The organism is Streptomyces sp. NPDC006012 (genome assembly GCF_042871185.1).
Taxonomy (GTDB): domain Bacteria; phylum Actinomycetota; class Actinomycetes; order Streptomycetales; family Streptomycetaceae; genus Streptomyces.
The window spans coordinates 138634-158758 of record NZ_JBIAIE010000009.1 but is presented as its reverse complement, the minus strand read 5'-3'; the positions used below and the strand labels follow the sequence as shown (position 1 = coordinate 158758).

Here is a 20125-nt window from a genome sequence, read left to right as displayed (position 1 = left end):
ATGACCACACCAGTCCTCCAAGCCCACGACGTCACCATGCGCTTCGGCGGCCTCACCGCCGTACGCTCCGTGGACTTCACCGTCAACAGCGGCGAAATCGTCGGCCTCATCGGACCCAACGGCGCCGGCAAAACCACCTTCTTCAACTGCCTCACCGGCCTCTACATCCCCACCGAAGGCACCGTCACCTACAAAGGCACCGTCCTCCCACCCAAACCCCACCTCGTCACCCAAGCAGGCATCGCCCGCACCTTCCAAAACATCCGCCTCTTCGCCAACATGACCGTCCTCGAAAACGTCCTCGTCGGACGCCACACACGCACCAAAGAAGGACTCTGGTCAGCACTCCTACGCGGCCCCGGCTTCAAAAAAGCCGAAAAAGCAAGCGAAGAACGCGCCACCGAACTCCTCGAATTCATCGGCCTCGCCCACAAACGAGACCACCTCGCCCGCAACCTCCCCTACGGCGAACAACGCAAACTCGAAATCGCACGAGCACTCGCCTCCGAACCCGGACTACTACTCCTCGACGAACCCACCGCGGGCATGAACCCCCAAGAAACCCGCACCACCGAGGAACTCGTCTTCGCCATCCGCGACCAAGGCATCGCCGTCCTCGTCATCGAGCACGACATGCGCTTCATCTTCAACCTCTGCGACCGCGTAGCCGTCCTCGTACAAGGCCAAAAACTCATCGAAGGCACCTCCGACGTCGTCCAGGCAGACGAACGCGTCATCGCCGCCTACCTCGGCGAACCCTTCGAAGGCGAACCCGGACAAGCCGAAGCCGCGGACAACAACACCGCCGCAGACAGCAACACCGGCACCACCAAGGGAGAAGCCCAGTGACCGCACTACTAGAGGTCCAAGACCTCAGGGTCGCCTACGGCAAAATCGAAGCCGTCAAGGGCATCTCATTCACCGTCGAAGCCGGCCAAGTCGTCACCCTCATCGGCACCAACGGCGCCGGAAAAACAACCACCCTACGCACCCTCTCCGGACTCCTCAAACCCACCTCCGGAAAAATCCACTTCGACGGCCAACCACTCACCGGCACCCCCGCCCACAAAATCGTCGCACTCGGCCTCGCCCACTCCCCCGAAGGCCGACACATCTTCCCCCGCCTCACCATCACCGAAAACCTCCAACTCGGCGCCTTCCTCCGCAAAGACAAAGAAGGCATCGAAAAAGACATCCAACGCGCCTACGACCTCTTCCCCATCCTCGGCGAACGCCGCAAACAACCCGCAGGCACCCTCTCAGGCGGCGAACAACAAATGCTCGCCATGGGCCGCGCACTCATGTCACGACCCAAACTCCTCATGCTCGACGAACCCTCCATGGGCCTCTCACCGATCATGATGCAAAAAATCATGGCCACCATCGCCGAACTCAAAACCCAAGGCACCACCATCCTGCTCGTCGAACAAAACGCACAAGCAGCACTCTCCCTCGCCGACCAAGGCTACGTCATGGAAGTCGGCACCATCGCCCTCTCCGGAACCGGCCAGGACCTCCTCCACGACGAATCCGTCCGCAAGGCATACCTCGGCGAAGACTAAAACCCTCACACACACCAAAACAAAAAAGGCCCGCGCCCCAAACCCAGGGCGCGGGCCTCACCACAATCAGCAAAAATCAATCCCGACCCGGCTTCGACTTCTTCTCGGCGCTATCCGCAATAACAGCCTCAGCAACCTGCTGCATCGACAAACGCCGATCCATCGACGTCTTCTGAATCCACCGAAAAGCAGCCGGCTCCGTCAACCCGTACTCCGTCTGAAGAATCGACTTCGCCCGATCCACAAGCTTCCGCGTCTCCAACCGCTGAGTAAGATCCGCAACCTCCCGCTCCAACTGACGCAACTCAGTGAAACGAGACACCGCCATCTCGATCGCCGGCACCACATCACTCTTGCTGAACGGCTTCACCAGATACGCCATCGCACCCGCATCACGAGCACGCTCCACCAGATCCCGCTGCGAGAACGCAGTCAGCATCAACACCGGAGCGATCGACTCCTCGGCAATCCGCTCCGCCGCCGAGATGCCATCGAGCTTCGGCATCTTCACATCCAGGATCACCAGATCAGGCCGGTGCTCACGAGCCAGCTCCACGGCCTGCTCCCCGTCGCCGGCCTCACCGACGACGCTGTACCCCTCCTCCTCCAGCATCTCTTTCAGATCGAGCCGGATCAGGGCCTCGTCCTCGGCGATGACGACACGGGTCGTCAGCGGCGGCACGTGCGACTTGTCCTCGTCGGGCACGTCTACGGGCTGGGGCGACTCGGCGGCGGTCACGGGGGCTCCTCGTTCAGGGCAGGGTACTGCTGACAAGAGCCTACCTAGCTGCGGTAAGGTAGGGGCACGGCGGGTGACCGCCGACCTTTGTTTTGCAGGAGGCCCCGGTAGCCCAGCGGTAGAGGCCCGGTGCTCAAACCACCGCCAGCGTGGGTTCGAATCCCACCCGGGGCACTTTCCTTCGATTCCAAGGTCACACTATAAGCGGATGTCCACGTTCTCGTGAACATCCGTTTTTTGTTGCGTGTCGCCACGATCAGGACCCCAGAGTGGCTGCATGGAACAGCACAGCCCTTCGATTCGGGCTCACGCGGTCGCTCTCCTTCGCCAAGGGGTCCCGAACCGTACAGTCGCCGAGCAGCTCAACATCCCACGCGGCACCATCGGCTGGTGGCGGAGCGAGGATCGGCGGACCCGCGGTGAAAAATACGTGAGGCCGACCGACTGCCCCCGCTGCACGACCCACGACTTCGACGAGGCCGCCTACGCCTACCTGCTGGGCCTCTACCTCGGCGACGGTCACATCATCTCGAAGCGCAAGCAGCACCACCTGTCCATCTTCTGCAATGCGACGCAGACAGGGCTGATCTCCGCCGCTGAACAGGCAATGCACCGGGTGATGCCACTACCCAGCGTCAGTCAGCGCCACACACAAGGCTGCGTTGAGGTGAAGTCCTATACAGAGCACTGGATCTGCATGTTCCCCCAACACGGCCCCGGCAAGAAACACGAGCGCCGGATCGCGCTGGAGCCCTGGCAGCAGGAGATCGTCGACACCCACCCCTGGGCGTTCGTCCGCGGCCTGATTCATTCGGACGGCTGCCGTATCACCAACTGGACCACCCGTACGGTCGGCGGCGAGCGCAAGCGCTACGAATACCCGCGATACTTCTTCACCAACAAGTCGGATGACATCCGGAAACTCTTCACTGACACGCTCGACGCGGTCGGGGTCGGATGGACCACCCTCGCTCGTGGCAGCGACCCGTTCAACATCTCCGTCGCCCGGAGGGCCTCCGTGGCCTTGATGGACGTTCATGTCGGGCCGAAGTACTGATGGTGTCGTCCGCTGTTATCGGGGGCTGTCGTCCTCGCCGATGCGGTGTACGCGGACCATGTTCGTGGTGCCGGAGACTCCGGGCGGTGAGCCTGCGGTGATCACTACGACGTCGCCCGGTTGGCAGCGGCCGTATTGGAGGAGCAGTTCGTCCACCTGGTCGACCATGGCGTCGGTGGAGTCCACGTGGGGGACGAGGAATGTTTCTGCGCCCCAGGTGAGGCTGAGCTGGGAGCGGGTGGCGGGGTCGGGGGTGAAGGCGAGGAGGGGGATCGGGGAGCGGTAGCGGGAGAGCCGGCGGGCGGTGTCTCCGGATTGGGTGAAGGCGACGAGGTGTGTGGCGCCGAGGAAGTCGCCCATTTCGGCGGCGGCGCGGGCGATGGCGCCGCCTTGGGTGCGGGGTTTGTTGTGGTCGGTGAGTGGGGGGAGGCCTTTGGCGAGGAGGTTTTCTTCGGCGGCTTCGACGATGCGGGCCATGGTGCGGACGGTTTGGGTGGGGTGTTTGCCGACGCTGGTTTCGCCGGAGAGCATGACGGCGTCGGTGCCGTCGATGATGGCGTTGGCGACGTCGCTGGCTTCGGCGCGGGTGGGTCGGGAGTTTTCGATCATGGAGTCGAGCATTTGGGTGGCGACGATGACCGGTTTGGCGTTGCGTTTGGCGAGTTTGATGGCGCGTTTTTGGACGAGTGGTACTTGTTCGAGGGGCATTTCGACGCCGAGGTCGCCGCGGGCAACCATGATGCCGTCGAAGGCGGCGACGATGTCGTCGATGTTGTCGACGGCTTGTGGTTTTTCGATTTTGGCGATGACGGGGAGGTGGCGGCCTTCTTCGTTCATGATGCGGTGGACGTCTTCGATGTCTTTGCCGCTGCGGACGAAGGAGAGGGCGATGGCGTCGAAGCCGGTGCGGAGGGCCCAGCGGAGGTCGGCTTCGTCTTTGTCGGAGAGGGCGGGGACGGAGACGGCGACGCCGGGGAGGTTGATGCCTTTGTGGTCGGAGATCATGCCGCCTTCGACCACGGTGGTGTGGACGCGGGGGCCGTCGACGGTGGTGACTTGGAGGCAGACTTTGCCGTCGTCGATGAGGATGCGTTCACCGGGTGTGACGTCGGTGGTGAGGCTGGTGTGGGTGGTTCCGCACTGGTTGCGGTCGCCTTTGGCGTCGGGTTCGACGGTGATGGTGAAGGTGTCTCCGCGTTCGAGGAGTACGGGTCCTTCGGTGAAGTGGCCGAGGCGGATCTTCGGGCCTTGAAGGTCGGCGAGGAGGCCGATGTTGCGGCCGGTTTCGTCTGCGGCTTTTCGTACGTGCTGGTATCGCTGCTCGTGCTCGGCGTGGTCGCCGTGGCTGAGGTTGAGGCGGGCGACGTCCATTCCGGCGTCGACCAGGGCTTTGATCTGGTCGTATGTGTCGGTGGCGGGGCCCAGTGTGCAGACGATCTTTGCTCGGCGCATGCATCGAGCGTAGGGCTTACCGGCGGGTAGGGAATTGGCCGTATGTGTCTACTCAACAACCTTTGGGTAAAGGTTTGTTGACAAGTGTTGAATTGTGCGACTGGGTGCTCCGATGAGCGTACGGGGTGTCCGGCGGGGTGGCGGGCCGGTTACCGAGGGCCGTGGGGGTTGCACGAACGGTTACTGACTGTCACCATGGAGGGGCGGGTGCGTGCTGCTCGGGGTGGGGGTCAGAGCTGTGGGGGTGCCATGGTGAAGCGTGCGTCGATCTGTGCGTAGACGTGTTGGCGCTGGGGTTCGAGGTCGAGTGGTGGGGGTGGGGTGTCGGGTGCCGCGGCTGCGAAGGCGATGGTACGGCTGCGGAGGCCGCCGGTGCGGGGGTGGGGTTCGGTTGTCTCGGTGCCGGTGTCGGCGAGGTCGATGAGTGCGGTGAGTGTGGTGCCGAGTGCTTCGGCGTATTCGCGGGCTCGTTGGACGGCTTCGTGCACGGCTTGTTGGCGGGCTTGTCGGTGTACTGGGGAGTTGGGACGCAGGGCCCACCAGGGGCCGTCGACGCGGGTGTGTTCCAAGTCGGCGAGGCGGGTGATGAGTTCGCCGAGTGTGGGGAAGTCGGTGAGTTCGGCGGTGATATGGACGGTGCCGTGGTAGGTGCGTACGCGTTCGCCGCGGCTGTGGGGGGAGGGTTCGGGGGTGATGGTGAGGAAGCCGGTTTCGAGGTGTTCGACGGTGTCGCCGTAGCTTTTGATGAGGTCGAGGGTGGTGGTGTTGCGGTGGGTGAGGTCGTCGAGGGTGGTGCGTCGGTCGCGTCCGCGGCTGGTGACGGTGACGGAGATGCGGGCGATCTCGGGGTTGGCTTCGAGGTGTGCTTCGCCGCGGACGGTGATGCGGGGTTGTTCGGGTGAGGGGCTGGTCATACGTCCCACTCTGGCATGTCCTTGGTGGGTCGGGATGTCGGTTTCGGTCGCGGGGTCGTGGGTGTTGTCGGCGGTCGGGGCGCGGTTCGTGGAGTGGGTGCGGGGGCGTGCTGACCCCGAAGGACTTTGTTTCGGTGGGCTGGGGGTTGGCCGGGGTGGGTGTGCGGGTGTTCTGGGTCTGTCGTTCGGGTCCGGGTGGCTGGGTGGGGTCGGTCAGGTCCGGTTGTCGATGAGGGGGGGATTTTTGTCTGTCGGGTGGCGGGTGGGTGCTGGGGTGGTTCGAGGCCGAAGGTGGTGAAGGCTGTCCGGGTGGGCAGTTGGTAGGTGTTTTTGCGGGTCAGTGAGTTGAGGATGGTGGCGCTGCGCCAGGCGGCCAGGCCGAGGTCGGGTGTGCCGACGCCGTGGGTGTGGCGTTCTGCGTTCTGGACGTATGCCGTTCCGGTGACGGATGGGTCGAGGACGAGTCGGAAGGCTTCGTCGATGCGGGGGCGGCCGGCGCTGTCGCGGCGGATGTAGGGGGCGAGTCCGGCGAGGATGCGGTCCAGTGGGCGTTCGCGGTAGCCGGTGGCGAGGACGACGGCGTCGGTGGTGAGTCGGGTGCGGGTGTTTTGTTGGATGTGTTCGAGGTGGAGTTCGACTTGGGTGGTGGCGAGGCGGCCGGCGGTGCGGACGCGGACTCCGGGGGTGAGGATGGCGTCGGGCCAGTTGCCGTGGAGGGTGCGGCGGTACAGCTCGTCGTGGATGGCGGCGATGGTGTCGGTGTCGATGCCTTTGTGGAGTTGCCATTGGGTGGCGACGAGTCGGTCGCGGACGGGTTCGGGCAGGTGGTGGAAGTAGCGGCTGTAGTCGGGTGTGAAGTGTTCGAGGCCGAGTTTGCTGTATTCCATGGGGGCGAAGGCTTCGGTGCGGCCGAGCCAGTGGAGTCGTTCGCGGCCGGTGGGGCGGTGGCGGAGCAGGTCGAGGAAGATTTCGGCGCCGGATTGTCCGGAGCCGACGACGGTGACGTGTTTGGCGGTGAGGAGGGTGTCGCGGTGGTGGAGGTAGTCGGCGGCGTGCAGGACGGGGACGCCGGGTGCGTCGACGAGGGGTTTGAGTGGGTCGGGTACGTGGGGGGCGGTGCCGACGGCGAGGACGATGTTCTTGGTGTGGGTGCGGCCGAGGGATTCGGCTCCGCCGTCGGTGTCGAGGCGGGTGTAGTCGACTTCGAAGGTGTCGCGGGTGGGGTTCCAGCGGATGGCGTCGACGTGGTGGGAGAAGTGGAGTCCGGGGAGGTTGTCGGCGACCCAGCGGCAGTAGGCGTCGTATTCGGTGCGGTGGGAGTGGAAGCGTTCGGCGAAGTAGAAGGGGAAGAGTCGGTCCCGGTTTCTGAGGTAGTTGAGGAAGCTCCAGTGGCTGGTGGGGTCGGCGAGGGTGACGAGGTCGGCGAGGAAGGGGACTTGGATGGTGGCGCCGTCGATGAGGAGTCCGGGGTGCCAGTCGAAGTGGGGGCGTTGTTCGTAGAAGACGGTGTCGAGTTCGGGTAGTGGGTGGGCGAGGGCGGCGAGGGAGAGGTTGAAGGGGCCGATGCCGATGCCGACGAGGTCGCGGGGGGCTTCGGTGGTGTCGTGCGGGGGGCTGGTCATCCGGGGGTGGTTCCTTCCACGAGTGTGAGGAGGTGGGCGAGTTCGTCGGGGTGGGTGTGGGGGTTGAGGAGGGTGGCTTTGAGCCAGAGGCGGTTGTCGAGGTGGGCTCGGCCGAGGACGGCGCGTCCTTGGTGGAGGAGGTGGCGTCGGATGTGGGCGACGGTGGTGTCGGTGGTGTTGGTGGGGCGGAAGAGGACGGTGCTGATGGTGGGGTGGTCGTGGAGTTCGAAGCCGGGGTGGTCGTGGAGGAGGGCGGCGAGGGCGCGGGCGTGGGCGCAGACCTGGTCGATCAGGGTGGCGAGTCCGGTGCGGCCGAGGGTTTTGAGGGTGACGGCGATCTTGAGGATGTCGGGTCGGCGGGTGGTGCGCAGGGAGCGGTGGAGGAGGTCGGGGAGGCCGGCTTCGGTGTCGTCGTCGGCGTTGAGGTAGTCGGTGTGGTGGTGGAGTGTGGTGAGGTCGTGGGGGTGGGCGAGGGCGAGGAGGCCGGCGGCGACTGGTTGCCAGCCGAGTTTGTGCAGGTCGAGGGTGACGGTGTGGGCGGTTTCGAGGCCGGTGAGTTTGTGGCGGTGGTGTTCGCTGAAGACGAGGGGGCCGCCGTAGGCGGCGTCGATGTGCAGGCGGGTGCCGTGGGTGGTGCAGAGGCGGGCGATTTCGGGGAGTGGGTCGATGAGGCCGGCGTCGGTGGTGCCTGCGGTGGCGGCGACCAGGAGGGGGTGTGGGTGGTGGGTGAGGGCGTGGTGGAGGGCGGTGGGGTCGAGGGTGCCGTTGGGGGTGGGGATGATGACGGGGTCGGGGAGGCCGAGGAGCCAGGCGGCGCGGGGCAGTGAGTGGTGGGCGTTGGTTCCGCAGATGAGTCGTACGTTTTTGCCTTGGGTTTCGCGGGCGAGGAGTACGGCGAGTTGGTTGGATTCGGTGCCGCCGGTGGTGACGAGGGCGTCGGTGAGGCCGATTTCGTGGGCGAGTTTGCGGCTGACGATGGTTTCCAGGGTGGAGGCGGCGGGGGCTTGGTCCCAGGAGTCGAGGGAGGGGTTGAGGGCGCTGGCGGCGAGGTCGGCGGCGGTGGCGACGGTGAGTGGTGGGCAGTGCAGGTGGGCTGCGCACAGTGGGTGGGCGGGGTCGGTGGAGTCTTTGGCGAGGGCGTGTACGAGGGTGTGCAGGGCGTTGGGATCGCCTTTGTCGGGCAGTACGTCGCCGATGGCGGCGGTGATCCGGGCGGTGACGGCGTCGGGTCCGCCGGCGGGCAGTGGTCCGCCGCGTGCGCGTCCGCCGTTGCGCAGGGCGTCGAGCACGGTGTTCAGCAGGGGCTGCAGGGCGTCGGGGCCGTCGGGTGATGAGGCGAAGGGGGGCGTGGTCATGCGCGCGCTCCTCCGGGGTGGGGGGAAGGGGAAGATCGGTGGGGGCGGTTCCAGCTTGTACGTGATGGGGTCGACGCGCCCGGGATGAACGGTGATCGGACCCGAAAGTGGGTACTTGCGTACGGGGAAAACGTGTTGGGTACCGGGGTGGTGGGGGTGTGGCGGTGGGCGGCTGGTTGACGCGTTGTGGGTTGTGGTGTGTGGTGGGCGGCTGTGCTTCCGAGCCGGATCTGTGGGGGGCGTGGTTTTCGGTGGGTCGCCGTCGGATTCAGGTGAGTTGAGCGGGTCCTGCGGGCGTGTGGGCGGGGGTGGTCAGGGCCCGGGGAACGGCCAGTGGCTTGGGAAGCGGCCGGGGGCTTGGGGAGCGGCAAGGCTCGATGCGGGGCACGGGGCACGGAGGCCGGGGGCTGGGCGTCGCGGCCTGGGGCGGAGCGCGGGGGCCTGGTAAACGGCAATAGCCCGAGGCCGGGTGCGAAGGCTTGGAGCCGGTCGCGATAGCCCGGGAAACGGCGATAACCCGCGGCAGGACTCGAAGGGCCGAGGGAGAGCGCGGAGGCCAGAAGCCGGGCGCGGAGGCCAGAAGCCGGGCGCGATAGCACGGGTAGCGGCGGTGGCCCGGGGCCGGGGTGGTCACGCCCCGGAATTCAGTCAGGGCTCCGGAATTCAGTCGGGGCTCCGGGAAGCGGCCGGGGTCCAGGAGCAGCCGAGGTCCAAGAGGCGGCCAGGGTCCAGGAGGCGGCCGGGGCTTGTTGCGGGGGCCGGGAGGGGGTTCCCGGCCCCGGGGGCTGTGGGGTTATGCCTGGCGTGCTCGCAGGGCGCGGGCCAGGTCGTCGAGTTCGTCGGTGAGCCTGCGGCGCAGGGCGGCGACGGGTTCGGCGTCGCGCAGGCAGGTCTCGCCGAGGGCGAGGTTCTCGGCGTCGACGGCGTGTGCCGGGAAGGCCCAGCGGCCTGCGGCGGCGGCGATCGCGGGGCCGCGGCGGGCGGCGAGGGCGACGGCGTCGGGGTAGTAGCGGGGCACGTATTGCCGTAGCAGGTCGGCTTGTTCGGGTTGCCAGAAGCCTTTGGCGGTGGCGGTGAAGAGGTAGTTGGACAGGTCGGTGGTTTCGTCGGTGGTGAACATCGCGGCCCAGGCCGTGCGTTTGGCTTCGGGGTCGGGCAGGGCGGCGCGGCAGTGGGCGGCGCCTTCTTGGCCGGTGGCGCTCGGGTCGCGGTCCAGTTCGGCGGCGATGGCCCTCTCGTCGGTGGCGCCGAGGACGGCGAGCCGGGCGAGGATGCGCCAGCGTAGTTCGGGGTCGAGTTCGGGTCCGCCGGGCACGGTGTCGTCGGTGAGCCAGGCGGTGATGGTGTCGGGGTGGGCGGCGGCGTCGATGAAGTGGCGTACGGCGACGAGTCGCAGGCCGGGGTTGTCGCCGTCTTCGGTGCGGCGGATGAGGTCGCGGCAGAGGGCGGACAGGGTACTGAGGGCGGCTGGGCGTTGTTCGGGGGTGAGGTAGCGGTCGGCGATGTGGGTGGAGGCGAATGCGAGGACGCCTTGGACTATGGCGAGGTCGGTTTCGTGCGGGAGGTGGGTGCGGGCGGTGTCGAGGTAGGCGGTGGGTGGGAGTTGGCTGTCGCGGACGGCGTCTCGCAGGGCGTTCCAGACGACGGCGCGGGTGAGGGGGTCGGGGAGGCCGGACAGGTTGGTGCGGATGGCTTGGAAGGAGTCGGTGTCGAACCGGATTTTGGCGTAGGTGAGGTCGCCGTCGTTGAGGAGGAGCAGTGCGGGGCGTTTGCCGAGGGGGTGGGGTTCGGTCTGTGGGATGTCGAGGTCGTATCGGTCGCGCAGGGTGAGGTGGTGTGCTTCGTCGGTGGTGTCCTGGTCGTAGAGGCTGACGGCGATGCGGTGGGGGCGGCTGCCGGTGTGGTCGACCTGGACGGTGTGGGTTCCCGGGGTTCCGGGTTCGATGATCGGGGTGAGGGTGTCGACTCCGGTGGTGCGCAGCCAGGCGTCGGCCCAGGCGGGTACGTCGCGTTCGGTGGCGCAGGCGAGGGAGTCGATGAAGTCGGCGAGGGTGGCGTTGGCGAATTTGTGGCGGGTGAAGTGGGTGTTGATGCCGGCGAGGAAGTCTTTTTCGCCCAGCCAGGTGACGAGTTGGCGGAGTGCGGAGGCGCCCTTGGCGTAGGAGATGCCGTCGAAGTTGAGGAGTGCGGAGGCGGTGTCGTGGACGTTTTCGGGGGCGACGGGGTGGGTGGAGGGGCGTTGGTCGGCGTCGTAGCCCCAGGCTTTGCGGGCGACGCCGAAGTCGACCCAGGTGTCGGTGAAGCGGGTGGCTTCGGCGGTGGTCTGGTAGCCCATGTATTCGGCGAAGGACTCGTTGAGCCAGATGTCGTCCCACCAGGTGAGGGTGACGAGGTCGCCGAACCACATGTGGGCCATTTCGTGGGCGATGACGACGGCGCGGGTCTGTCGTTCGGTGTCGGTGACGGCGGAGCGGAAGACGTATTCGTCGCGGAAGGTGACGAGGCCGGGGTTTTCCATGGCGCCGGCGTTGAATTCGGGGACGAATGCCTGGTCGTAGGAGTCGAAGGGGTAGGGCTCGGTGAATTTTTCGTGGTAGCGGTCGAAGCAGGCGCGGGTGATGTCGAGGATTTCGTCGGCGTCGGTGTCGAGGTGGGGGGCGAGGGAGCGGCGGCAGTGGAGGGCGAAGGGCAGGCCGCGGTGTTCGGTGCGTACGGAGTGCCAGGGTCCGGCGGCGATGGCGACGAGGTAGGTGGAGATGAGGGGGGTGGGGGCGGCTTTCCAGTGGCCGTTGCCGAGGTGTTCGGTGATTCCGTTGGCGAGGACGGTCCAGTTCTGGGGGGCGGTGACGGTCAGTTCGAAGACGGCTTTGAGGTCGGGTTGGTCGAAGGCGGCGAAGACGCGTTGGACGTCGTCCATGAACATCTGGGTGTAGACGTAGGTCTCGCCGTCGCTGGGGTCGGTGAAGCGGTGCATGCCCTCGCCGGTGCGGGAGTAGCGCATTCGGGCGTCGACGTGGAGTTCGTGTTCGCCGGGGGCAAGGTTTTTCAGGGGTAGCCGGTGCTGGTGGAGTGTGTCGGGGTCGAGGGGGTGTCCGTCCAGGGTCGCGGAGCGCAGTTCGGCGGGTTTGATCTCGACGAACGTGTCGGTGTTCGTGGCGTCGGCGCGTACGGAGAACCTGATCGTGGTGTGGGAGTCGAAGGTGTCGTCGCCGGTGGTCAGGTCGAGCTGGATGGTGTAGCGGTGGACGTCGAGGAGTTGTGCTCGGCTCTGCGCTTCGTCGCGCGTCAGTACGGACATGCAGGCCATGCTGCCTGATTCGGCCGACAGCGGACAGCGGTGAGGTGGTATGTACTGTGTGTACGTTTCTGGTGGGTGTGGGTGTGGGGGGTGTGGCCGCCCCGGCGGCCGGGTGCCGGGGCGGTGTGGTGGTGCGCTGCGGTGGTGCGTGGTCGGGCGCCGGGTGCCGTGGCCGGCGGGTTGCGTCGACAACGGTGATGTGGGGGTTTGACGTGGGGTTGCGGGGTGTCGACGGGTGGTGAGCGGGGTGGGGTCAGGCCCGTTCGGCGGTGTGGTCGTTGGCGGTGTCCTCGGCGATGCTTTCGTGGTGTCTGATCACTTCGGCGATGATGAAGGTCAGGAATTTCTCGGCGAAGGCCGGGTCCAGTTTGGCGTCCTCGGCGAGGCTGCGCAGCCGGGTGATCTGGCGGGCTTCGCGGGCGGGGTCGGCAGGTGGCAGCTGGTGGATGGCCTTGAGGTGGCCGACCTGCTGGGTGCATTTGAAGCGTTCGGCGAGCATGTGGACGATGGCCGCGTCGATGTTGTCGATGCTGTCGCGCAGCCGGTCGAGTTCCGCGCGGACGGCGGGTTCGACGCCGCTGTTGCCGGTGTTGCTGGAGGTCATGGGCGTTCAGCCTAAGGGGCGTGCGGGGGTGTGATCACGGGTGGTGGGCCGGGGGTGGTGGCCGGGTTTGTCCGGGCTGGGCACCGGGTGGGCGAAAACCACTCACACCCGCATAGAGTGGATGCGGTGTCCAGGGCGTCTTTGGGGGTGCGGGCGTGGCGAACGACGGGCCGGTCGAGCACGGTTTTCCGCATCTGGAGACGGTGCGGGCCGCGATCACGGCGCTGTACCGGCGTCTTTCGTACGACACGATCCAGACGTTCGGGGCGAGTGTGGCCCCGGCGGACGTGGCGTTCTCCGATGTCGATGATCTGCATCTGGGTGCGCAGCGGGTGGCGGGGGAGATCGTCCGGCATTTTCGGCTGCCGGATGCGCGGCTGGTCGTCAGTTTCCGGGAGATGACGCATGCGGCGGATGTGGAGCTGGCGGCGGGTCCGGAGTACTTCGTGGAGTTGAACGACCGGTTCCGTTCTCATCGGCGGGACATCGGTGCGGCTCTGGCGCATGAGGTGATGCATGTCTATCTGCACCGTCTGGACCTGTCGTTCCCGAGTACGCCGGAGAACGAGATCCTGACGGACACGGCGACGACGTATCTGGGTGCGGGCTGGCTGCTGCTGGACGCCTTTCGGGAGGACACGGTGTCGTCGCAGAAGCTGGGTTATCTGACGCCGGAGGAGTTCGGCTATGTGCTGGCCAAGCGTGCCTTGGTGTTCGGTGAGGATCCGTCGGTGTGGTTCACCAGTCCGCAGGCGTACACGGCGTACACCAAGGGTCTGGCCCGGGCGCGGCACGATGAGCAGCAGCCGCCGCTGACGGCTGCGGGCTGGGCGGGCCGGCGCCGGTATGCCCGGGATCGTCGTCAGGTGCACGGGCCGCAGCCGGGTGTGCCGTATGCCTTCGCTGCGGATGGTGGTGGCCGGCTGCGGGTGTCGTTTCCGTGTCCGACGTGCCAGCAGCGTATCCGGGTGCCGGTGCGGGGCCGGGTGCGGGCGCGTTGCGGTCTGTGCCGCACGGTGCTGGAGTGCGACACCTGAGATACGCGGCGGCGCCTGCCCGGGTCCGGTCGGGGACGATGGGCAGGCGCCGTCGGTGTTCCGTACGCCTTTGTACGGGACGTGTGGTGGTGATCCGTCAGACGAGCGCTCGGTCCGTCGGGTGGATCGGGGCGGGCAGGTCGCTGGTGCCGGTCAGGTAGCGGTCGACGCCCTTGGCGGCGGAGCGGCCTTCGGCGATGGCCCAGACGATGAGGGACTGGCCGCGGCCGGCGTCGCCGGCGACGAAGACGCCGGGCACGTTGGTCTGGAAGTCGGCGTCGCGGGCGATGTTGCCGCGGGCGTCGAGTTCCAGGCCGAACTGTTCGACCAGGCCGTTTTCGCGGTCGGTGCCGGTGAAGCCCATGGCGAGGGTGACGAGTTGGGCGGGGATGCGGCGTTCGGTGCCGGGTTTCTGGGTGAGCTTGCCGTCGGTGAATTCGACTTCGGCGATGTGCAGCCACTGGACGTTGCCGTCTTCGTCGCCCTCGAAGTGGGTGGTGGAGGCGGAGTAGATGCGTTCGCCGCCTTCTTCGTGGGCGGAGGTGACCTTGTAGAGGATGGGGAAGGTCGGCCAGGGCTGGCTGGTGGCGTTCCGTTCGTCGTTGGGGCGGGGCATGATCTCCAGTTGGGTGACGGAGGCGGCGCCCTGGCGGTGGGCGGTGCCCACGCAGTCGGCACCGGTGTCGCCGCCGCCGATCACCACGACGTGCTTGCCCTCGGCGGTGATCGGTGGGGTGACGTAGTCGCCTTCCTGGACCTTGTTGGCGAGCGGGAGGTATTCCATCGCCTGGTGGATGCCGCTCAGTTCGCAGCCGGGGACGGGCAGGTCGCGGGCGGTGGTGGCGCCTGCGGCGATGACGACGGCGTCGTAGCGTTTGCGCAGGTTGGTCGCTGTGAGGTCGCGGCCGACCTCGACGCCGGTGCGGAACCGGGTGCCTTCGGCGCGCATCTGCTCGATGCGGCGGTTGATGTGCCGCTTCTCCATCTTGAACTCGGGGATGCCGTAGCGCAGGAGGCCGCCGACGCGGTCGGCGCGTTCGTAGACGGCGACGGTGTGGCCGGCCCGGGTGAGTTGCTGGGCGGCGGCCAGGCCGGAGGGTCCGGAGCCGATGACGGCGACGGTCTTGCCGGAGAGGCGTTCGGGGGCCTGGGGGCGGACGTCGCCGTTGTCCCAGGCTTGGTCGATGATGGAGACCTCGACGTTCTTGATGGTGACCGGCTGCTGGTTGATGCCGAGTACGCAGGCCGATTCGCAGGGGGCGGGGCAGAGTCGTCCGGTGAACTCGGGGAAGTTGTTCGTCGCGTGCAGGCGTTCGGTGGCGGCGGCCCAGTCCTCGCGGTAGGCGTAGTCGTTCCACTCGGGGATGAGGTTTCCGAGTGGGCAGCCGTTGTGGCAGAAAGGGATGCCGCAGTCCATGCATCGGCTGGCCTGCTTGCTGATGATGGGCAGCAGGGAGCCGGGGACGTAGACCTCTTGCCAGTCTTTGACGCGTTCGCTGACGGGGCGGGTCTCGGCGATCTGACGGCCGTGGTTGAGGAAGCCCTTCGGGTCAGCCATTGATCGCCGCCTCCATCATCTTCTCGTGGGTCTCGGTCTCGGAGAGACCGGCTCGCTCGGCGGCGTCCTTGGCGGCGAGTACGGCCTGGTAGGTGCTGGGGATGATCTTGCTGAAGCGGTCGGCGGCGGTGTCCCATTCGGCCAGGAGCTTCGCGGCGACGGTGGAGCCGGTTTCTTCCTGGTGGCGGCGGACGACGTCGTGCAGCCGCTGTTTGTCGGTGTCGTCGAGTGGTTGGACGGCGTCGACGTTGCCGGCGTTGACGTTGTCGCGGTCGAGGTCGATGACGTAGGCGATGCCGCCGGACATGCCGGCTGCGAAGTTGCGGCCGGTCGGGCCGAGGACCACGGCGTGGCCGCCGGTCATGTATTCGCAGCCGTGGTCGCCGGCGCCTTCGGAGACGACGAGTGCGCCGGAGTTGCGGACGCAGAACCGTTCGCCGGTGCGGCCGCGCAGGAACAGTTCGCCGCCGGTCGCGCCGTAGGCGATGGTGTTGCCGGCGATCGTCGAGTACTCGGCGAGGTGGTCGGCGGCGCGGTCGGGGCGGACGACGACCCGGCCGCCGGAGAGGCCCTTGGCGACGTAGTCGTTGGCGTCGCCCTCCAGGCGGAGGGTGATGCCGCGGGGCAGGAAGGCGCCGAAGGACTGGCCGGCGGAGCCGGTGAAGGTGATGTCGATGGTGTCGTCGGGCAGTCCGGCGCCGCCGAACTTCTTCGTCACCTCGTGGCCGAGCATGGTGCCGACGGTGCGGTTGATGTTGCGGATGGGTACCTGGGCGCGGACCGGCTGGGCGTCGGTGGCGCTGGTGGCTGCGAGGGCGTCGGCGGCGAGCCTGATCAGCTCGTTGTCGAGGGCCTTGGCGAGGGCGTGGTCCTGTTCGACGGCTTGGTGGCGGACGGCGCCGGCGGGCAGTTCGGGTACGTGGAACAGCGGTTCCAGGTCGAGGCCCTGTGCCTTCCAGTGGTTTATGGCGCGGGTGACGTCGAGGGCCTCGGCGTGGCCGACGGCTTCCTGGATGGAGCGGAAGCCGAGTTCGGCGAGGATCTCGCGGACTTCCTGGGCGATGAACTCGAAGAAGTTCACGACGTGCTCGGCCTTGCCGGCGAAGCGGTCGCGCAGGGTGGGGTTCTGGGTGGCGATGCCGACCGGGCAGGTGTCGAGGTGGCAGACGCGCATCATGACGCAGCCGGAGACGACGAGCGGTGCGGTCGCGAAGCCGAACTCCTCGGCGCCGAGGAGCGCGGCGATGACGACGTCGCGGCCGGTCTTGAGCTGGCCGTCGGTCTGGACGACGATCCGGTCCCGCAGGCCGTTGAGCAGCAGGGTCTGCTGGGTTTCGGCGAGGCCGAGTTCCCAGGGGCCGCCGGCGTGCTTGAGGGAGGTCAGCGGGGAGGCGCCGGTGCCGCCGTCGTGTCCGGAGATCAGGACGACGTCCGCGTGGGCTTTGGAGACGCCCGCGGCGACCGTGCCGACGCCGACCTCGGAGACCAGCTTCACGTGGATGCGGGCGGCCGGGTTGGCGTTCTTCAGGTCGTGGATGAGCTGGGCGAGGTCTTCGATGGAGTAGATGTCGTGGTGCGGCGGCGGGGAGATCAGGCCGACGCCGGGGGTGGAGTGCCGGGTCTTCGCGACCCAGGGGTAGACCTTGTGGCCGGGGAGTTGGCCGCCTTCGCCGGGTTTGGCGCCCTGGGCCATCTTGATCTGGATGTCGTCGGCGTTGACCAGGTATTCGGAGGTCACGCCGAAGCGGCCGGAGGCGACCTGTTTGATCGCGGAGCGGCGTGCGGGGTCGTACAGGCGTTCCGGGTCTTCGCCGCCCTCGCCGGTGTTGGACTTGCCGCCGAGCTGGTTCATGGCCATGGCGAGGGTCTCGTGCGCCTCGCGGGAGATGGAGCCGTAGGACATGGCGCCGGTGGAGAACCGCTTGACGATGTCGCTGATCGGCTCGACCTCGTCGACGGGGATCGGCTGCCGGCCGGAGGCGAAGCCGAACAGGCCGCGCAGTGTCATCAGCCGCTCGGACTGTTCGTTGACGCGGCCGGTGTACTGCTTGAAGACGTCGTAGCGGCCGGTGCGGGTGGAGTGCTGGAGGCGGAAGACCGTCTCGGGGTCGAACAGGTGCGGTTCGCCTTCGCGGCGCCACTGGTACTCGCCGCCGATCTCCAGGGCGCGGTGTGCGGGGGCGATGCCGGAGGCCGGGTAGCCCTTGGCGTGCCGGGCGGCGACTTCTTCGGCGATGACGTCGATGCCGACGCCGCTGATCTTGCTGGTGGTGCCGTTGAAGTACTTGTCGACGAAGGTGTCGTCGAGGCCGACGGCTTCGAAGACCTGGGCGCCTCGGTAGGAGGCGACGGTGGAGATGCCCATCTTGGACATGACCTTGAGGACGCCCTTGCCGAGGGCGTGGATGAGGTTGCGGATGGCGGTGTCGGCGTCCATGCCGGGCAGGAAGGTGCCGGCCCTCACGAGGTCCTCGACGGACTCCATCGCCAGGTAGGGGTTGATGCCGGCGGCGCCGTAGCCGATGAGCAGGGCAACGTGGTGGACCTCGCGGACGTCGCCGGCCTCGACCAGCAGGCCCACGTGGGTGCGCTGCTTGGTGCGGATGAGGTGGTGGTGGACGGCCGCGGTGAGCAGCAGTGAGGGGATCGGCGCGTGTTCGGCGTCGGAGTGGCGGTCGGACAGGACGATCAGCCGGGCGCCGTTGTCGATGGCGGCGTCGGCTTCGGCGCAGATCTCGGCGATGCGGGCGGCCAGTGCGTCGCCGCCGCCGCCGACCCGGTACAGGCCGGAGAGGGTGGCCGCCTTGAAGCCGGGCAGGTCGCCGTCGGCGTTGATGTGGATGAGTTTGGCCAGCTCGTCGTTGTCGATGACCGGGAAGGGCAGTACGACGCTGCGGCAGGAGGCGGCGCTCGGGTCGAGCAGGTTGCCCTGGGGGCCGAGGGCGGAGCGCAGCGAGGTGACCAGTTCTTCGCGGATCGCGTCCAGCGGCGGGTTGGTGACCTGCGCGAACAGCTGGGTGAAGTAGTCGAAGAGGAGGCGGGGGCGCTCGGAGAGGGCGGCGATGGGCGAGTCGGTGCCCATGGAGCCGATCGGTTCGGCGCCGGTCTTGGCCATCGGGGCGAGCAGGACGCGCAGTTCCTCTTCGGTGTAGCCGAAGGTCTGCTGGCGGCGGGTGACGGAGGCGTGGGTGTGCACGATGTGCTCGCGCTCGGGCAGGTCGCCGAGTTCGATCTCGCCGGCTTCCAGCCACTCGGCGTAGGGCTGCTCGGCGGCGAGGGTCGCCTTGATCTCGTCGTCCTCGATGATGCGGTGCTCGGCGGTGTCGACGAGGAACATGCGGCCGGGCTGGAGGCGGCCCTTGCGGACGACCTTCGCGGGGTCGATGTCGAGGACGCCGACCTCGGAGCCGAGGACGACGAGGCCGTCGTCGGTGACCCAGTAGCGTCCGGGGCGCAGGCCGTTGCGGTCGAGTACGGCGCCGACCTGGGTGCCGTCGGTGAAGGTGACGCAGGCCGGGCCGTCCCAGGGCTCCATCATCGTGGCGTGGAACTGGTAGAAGGCACGCCGGGCGGAGTCCATGGAGTCGTGGTTCTCCCACGCCTCGGGGATCATCATGAGCACGGCGTGGGGCAGTGAGCGGCCGCCGAGGTGGAGGAGTTCCAGTACCTCGTCGAAGGAGGCCGAGTCGGAGGCGTCCGGGGTGCAGACCGGGAAGATGCGGTCCAGGCGCTGGTCGCCGAAGAGGTCGGAGGCGAGCCGGGACTCGCGGGCGCGCATCCAGTTGCGGTTGCCCTGGACGGTGTTGATCTCGCCGTTGTGGGCGACGAACCGGTAGGGGTGGGCGAGCGGCCAGGACGGGAAGGTGTTGGTGGAGAACCGGGAGTGGACCAGGGCGATCGCGCTGGCGAAGCGGCGGTCGGACAGGTCGGGGAAGAACGGTTCGAGCTGGCCGGTGGTCAGCATGCCCTTGTAGACGATGGTCCGCGCGGACAGTGACGGGAAGTAGACGCCTGCCTCGCGTTCGGCGCGCTTGCGCAGCGCGAACGCCTTGCGGTCCAGCGCGATGCCCTCGCTGGCGTGTCCCGTGGAGTCCGTCCTGGGGGTGTTCTCGGCGATGAAGATCTGCCGGAAGGCGGGCATGGTGGAGCGGGCGGTGGCGCCCAGCAGTTCCGGGGCGACCGGGACCTCGCGCCAGCCGAGGACGGTGAGTCCCTCGTCCTCGGCGATCGTATCGATCTGTGAGACGGCCTCGGCGGTCTCATGTGGGGGCAGGAAGGCGATGCCGACGGCGTACGCACCGGCCGCGGGCAATTCGAATCCGGCCACCTCGCGGAAGAACGCGTCGGGCACCTGGGAGAGCAGTCCCGCGCCGTCGCCCGAGTCGGGTTCGGAGCCGGTGGCACCGCGGTGCTCCAGGTTGCGCAGAACGGTGAGCGCCTGCTCGACCAGCACATGGCTCGCCTCGCCGGTGAGGGTGGCCACGAAGCCGACGCCGCAGGCGTCGTGCTCGGTGCGGGGGTCGTACATTCCCTGTGCAGCAGGGCGCGCATCCATGAATGACCAGTTTCGGCCATTCGTGGAAGGCTGGGACGGCTGGCGCGGTGTGCGCATCGGCTCTCCCGTCGTCGTCGGTGGCATGTGCGGTGCCGAGGGACGACGCTGGCCCTCTGCGTGAGAGAAAATTTCGTGCAGGTTACATGATGGCTCGGTTCTCGGGAACCGGATGCTCCATTCCAGCATGCAGACGTCGCCGGGGTGCGCGACCTGAACGCCGCGTACGGCGGCGGAAGCGTATGAGGACCGAAGCGGACAGATCCATGCCCATCGATCCGAGGGGGAGGCGGGAGGAACGGCAACGCGCATCCCGCGGGTGCGCGGCAGGCGTCGTTGCTCGCAGCGCGTACGGCTCATGCCCAGCGGTCAAGC

General features: G+C 67.6%; 13 protein-coding genes and 1 tRNA gene. 5 read left to right on the top strand and 9 right to left on the bottom strand.

Features of this window, described 5'->3' with window-relative positions; all coding sequences use genetic code 11:
• Together ACFYPJ_RS18795 and ACFYPJ_RS18790 are read left to right on the top strand one after the other, a co-directional pair.
• On the top strand, nucleotides 1-849 hold the full coding sequence (locus tag ACFYPJ_RS18795) for an ABC transporter ATP-binding protein (RefSeq protein WP_389018181.1): 849 nt from the start codon (nucleotides 1-3) through the stop codon (nucleotides 847-849).
• Nucleotides 846-1562: an ABC transporter ATP-binding protein gene (locus ACFYPJ_RS18790; RefSeq protein ID WP_389017973.1), complete on the top strand. Its 717-nt coding sequence runs from the start codon at nucleotides 846-848 to the stop codon at nucleotides 1560-1562. The genes ACFYPJ_RS18795 and ACFYPJ_RS18790 overlap by 4 nt, the downstream gene beginning before the upstream one ends.
• Nucleotides 1563-1638: 76 nt before the next feature.
• On the opposite strand, the gene ACFYPJ_RS18785 is transcribed toward ACFYPJ_RS18790, so the two are convergent.
• Nucleotides 1639-2301: an ANTAR domain-containing response regulator gene (locus tag ACFYPJ_RS18785; RefSeq protein WP_389017970.1), complete on the bottom strand. Its 663-nt coding sequence runs from the start codon at nucleotides 2299-2301 to the stop codon at nucleotides 1639-1641.
• Nucleotides 2302-2402: 101 nt separating this feature from the next.
• Here ACFYPJ_RS18785 and ACFYPJ_RS18780 point away from each other — a divergent pair.
• A tRNA-Leu gene (locus tag ACFYPJ_RS18780) sits at nucleotides 2403-2475 on the top strand.
• A 103-nt stretch (nucleotides 2476-2578) separates the two neighbouring features.
• Nucleotides 2579-3358 (top strand): helix-turn-helix domain-containing protein, encoded by a 780-nt coding sequence (locus tag ACFYPJ_RS18775; protein ID WP_389017967.1) that lies wholly within the window; start codon nucleotides 2579-2581, stop codon nucleotides 3356-3358.
• 15 nt (nucleotides 3359-3373) lie between these two features.
• On the opposite strand, the gene pyk is transcribed toward ACFYPJ_RS18775, so the two are convergent.
• From pyk to ACFYPJ_RS18745, 6 genes are all read right to left on the bottom strand, one after another.
• Nucleotides 3374-4810 (bottom strand): pyruvate kinase, encoded by a 1437-nt coding sequence (gene pyk / locus ACFYPJ_RS18770; protein ID WP_389017964.1) that lies wholly within the window; start codon nucleotides 4808-4810, stop codon nucleotides 3374-3376.
• A gap of 230 nt (nucleotides 4811-5040) precedes the next feature.
• Entirely contained in the window at nucleotides 5041-5724 is a 684-nt protein-coding gene (locus ACFYPJ_RS18765) for an SIMPL domain-containing protein (RefSeq protein WP_389017961.1), read from the bottom strand.
• Nucleotides 5721-7346, bottom strand: coding sequence for a lysine N(6)-hydroxylase/L-ornithine N(5)-oxygenase family protein (locus ACFYPJ_RS18760; RefSeq protein WP_389017958.1), 1626 nt, complete (start codon nucleotides 7344-7346; stop codon nucleotides 5721-5723). The genes ACFYPJ_RS18765 and ACFYPJ_RS18760 overlap by 4 nt, the downstream gene beginning before the upstream one ends.
• Nucleotides 7343-8701 (bottom strand): pyridoxal phosphate-dependent decarboxylase family protein, encoded by a 1359-nt coding sequence (locus ACFYPJ_RS18755; protein WP_389017955.1) that lies wholly within the window; start codon nucleotides 8699-8701, stop codon nucleotides 7343-7345. Before ACFYPJ_RS18755 ends, ACFYPJ_RS18760 begins: the two co-directional genes overlap by 4 nt.
• Nucleotides 8702-9494: 793 nt before the next feature.
• Nucleotides 9495-11999: an aminopeptidase N gene (pepN, locus tag ACFYPJ_RS18750; RefSeq protein WP_389017952.1), complete on the bottom strand. Its 2505-nt coding sequence runs from the start codon at nucleotides 11997-11999 to the stop codon at nucleotides 9495-9497.
• 253 nt (nucleotides 12000-12252) lie between these two features.
• The gene (locus ACFYPJ_RS18745; protein ID WP_389017950.1) at nucleotides 12253-12603 is read right to left on the bottom strand and encodes a chorismate mutase; all 351 of its coding nucleotides are present in this window, start codon (nucleotides 12601-12603) and stop codon (nucleotides 12253-12255) included.
• 155 nt (nucleotides 12604-12758) lie between these two features.
• Between ACFYPJ_RS18745 and ACFYPJ_RS18740 the strand changes: the two genes are divergently transcribed.
• Entirely contained in the window at nucleotides 12759-13640 is an 882-nt protein-coding gene (locus ACFYPJ_RS18740; protein WP_389017947.1) for a hypothetical protein, read from the top strand.
• A 97-nt stretch (nucleotides 13641-13737) separates the two neighbouring features.
• Here ACFYPJ_RS18740 and ACFYPJ_RS18735 read toward each other — a convergent pair whose 3' ends face one another.
• Together ACFYPJ_RS18735 and gltB are read right to left on the bottom strand one after the other, a co-directional pair.
• Nucleotides 13738-15198, bottom strand: a complete 1461-nt coding sequence (locus tag ACFYPJ_RS18735; RefSeq protein ID WP_389017945.1) for a glutamate synthase subunit beta — start codon at nucleotides 15196-15198, stop codon at nucleotides 13738-13740.
• Nucleotides 15191-19810 carry a glutamate synthase large subunit gene (gene gltB, locus ACFYPJ_RS18730; protein ID WP_389017942.1) on the bottom strand — a complete coding sequence of 1540 codons (4620 nt, stop codon included), beginning with the start codon at nucleotides 19808-19810 and terminating at the stop codon, nucleotides 15191-15193. Before gltB ends, ACFYPJ_RS18735 begins: the two co-directional genes overlap by 8 nt.
• Between the last annotated feature and the right edge of the window lie 315 nt (nucleotides 19811-20125).

Excerpts from the sequence above, each read along its gene's own strand:
- pepN (WP_389017952.1), bottom strand. The coding sequence starts at position 11,999 with ATGTCCGTACTGACGCGCGACGAAGCGCAGAGCCGAGCACAACTCCTC.
- ACFYPJ_RS18735 (WP_389017945.1), bottom strand. The coding sequence starts at position 15,198 with ATGGCTGACCCGAAGGGCTTCCTCAACCACGGCCGTCAGATCGCCGAG.
- pyk (WP_389017964.1), bottom strand. The coding sequence starts at position 4,810 with ATGCGCCGAGCAAAGATCGTCTGCACACTGGGCCCCGCCACCGACACA.
- ACFYPJ_RS18775 (WP_389017967.1), top strand. The coding sequence starts at position 2,579 with ATGGAACAGCACAGCCCTTCGATTCGGGCTCACGCGGTCGCTCTCCTT.
- ACFYPJ_RS18795 (WP_389018181.1), top strand. The coding sequence starts at position 1 with ATGACCACACCAGTCCTCCAAGCCCACGACGTCACCATGCGCTTCGGC.
- ACFYPJ_RS18745 (WP_389017950.1), bottom strand. The coding sequence starts at position 12,603 with ATGACCTCCAGCAACACCGGCAACAGCGGCGTCGAACCCGCCGTCCGC.
- ACFYPJ_RS18760 (WP_389017958.1), bottom strand. The coding sequence starts at position 7,346 with ATGACCAGCCCCCCGCACGACACCACCGAAGCCCCCCGCGACCTCGTC.
- ACFYPJ_RS18765 (WP_389017961.1), bottom strand. The coding sequence starts at position 5,724 with ATGACCAGCCCCTCACCCGAACAACCCCGCATCACCGTCCGCGGCGAA.
- ACFYPJ_RS18755 (WP_389017955.1), bottom strand. The coding sequence starts at position 8,701 with ATGACCACGCCCCCCTTCGCCTCATCACCCGACGGCCCCGACGCCCTG.
- gltB (WP_389017942.1), bottom strand. The coding sequence starts at position 19,810 with ATGCGCACACCGCGCCAGCCGTCCCAGCCTTCCACGAATGGCCGAAAC.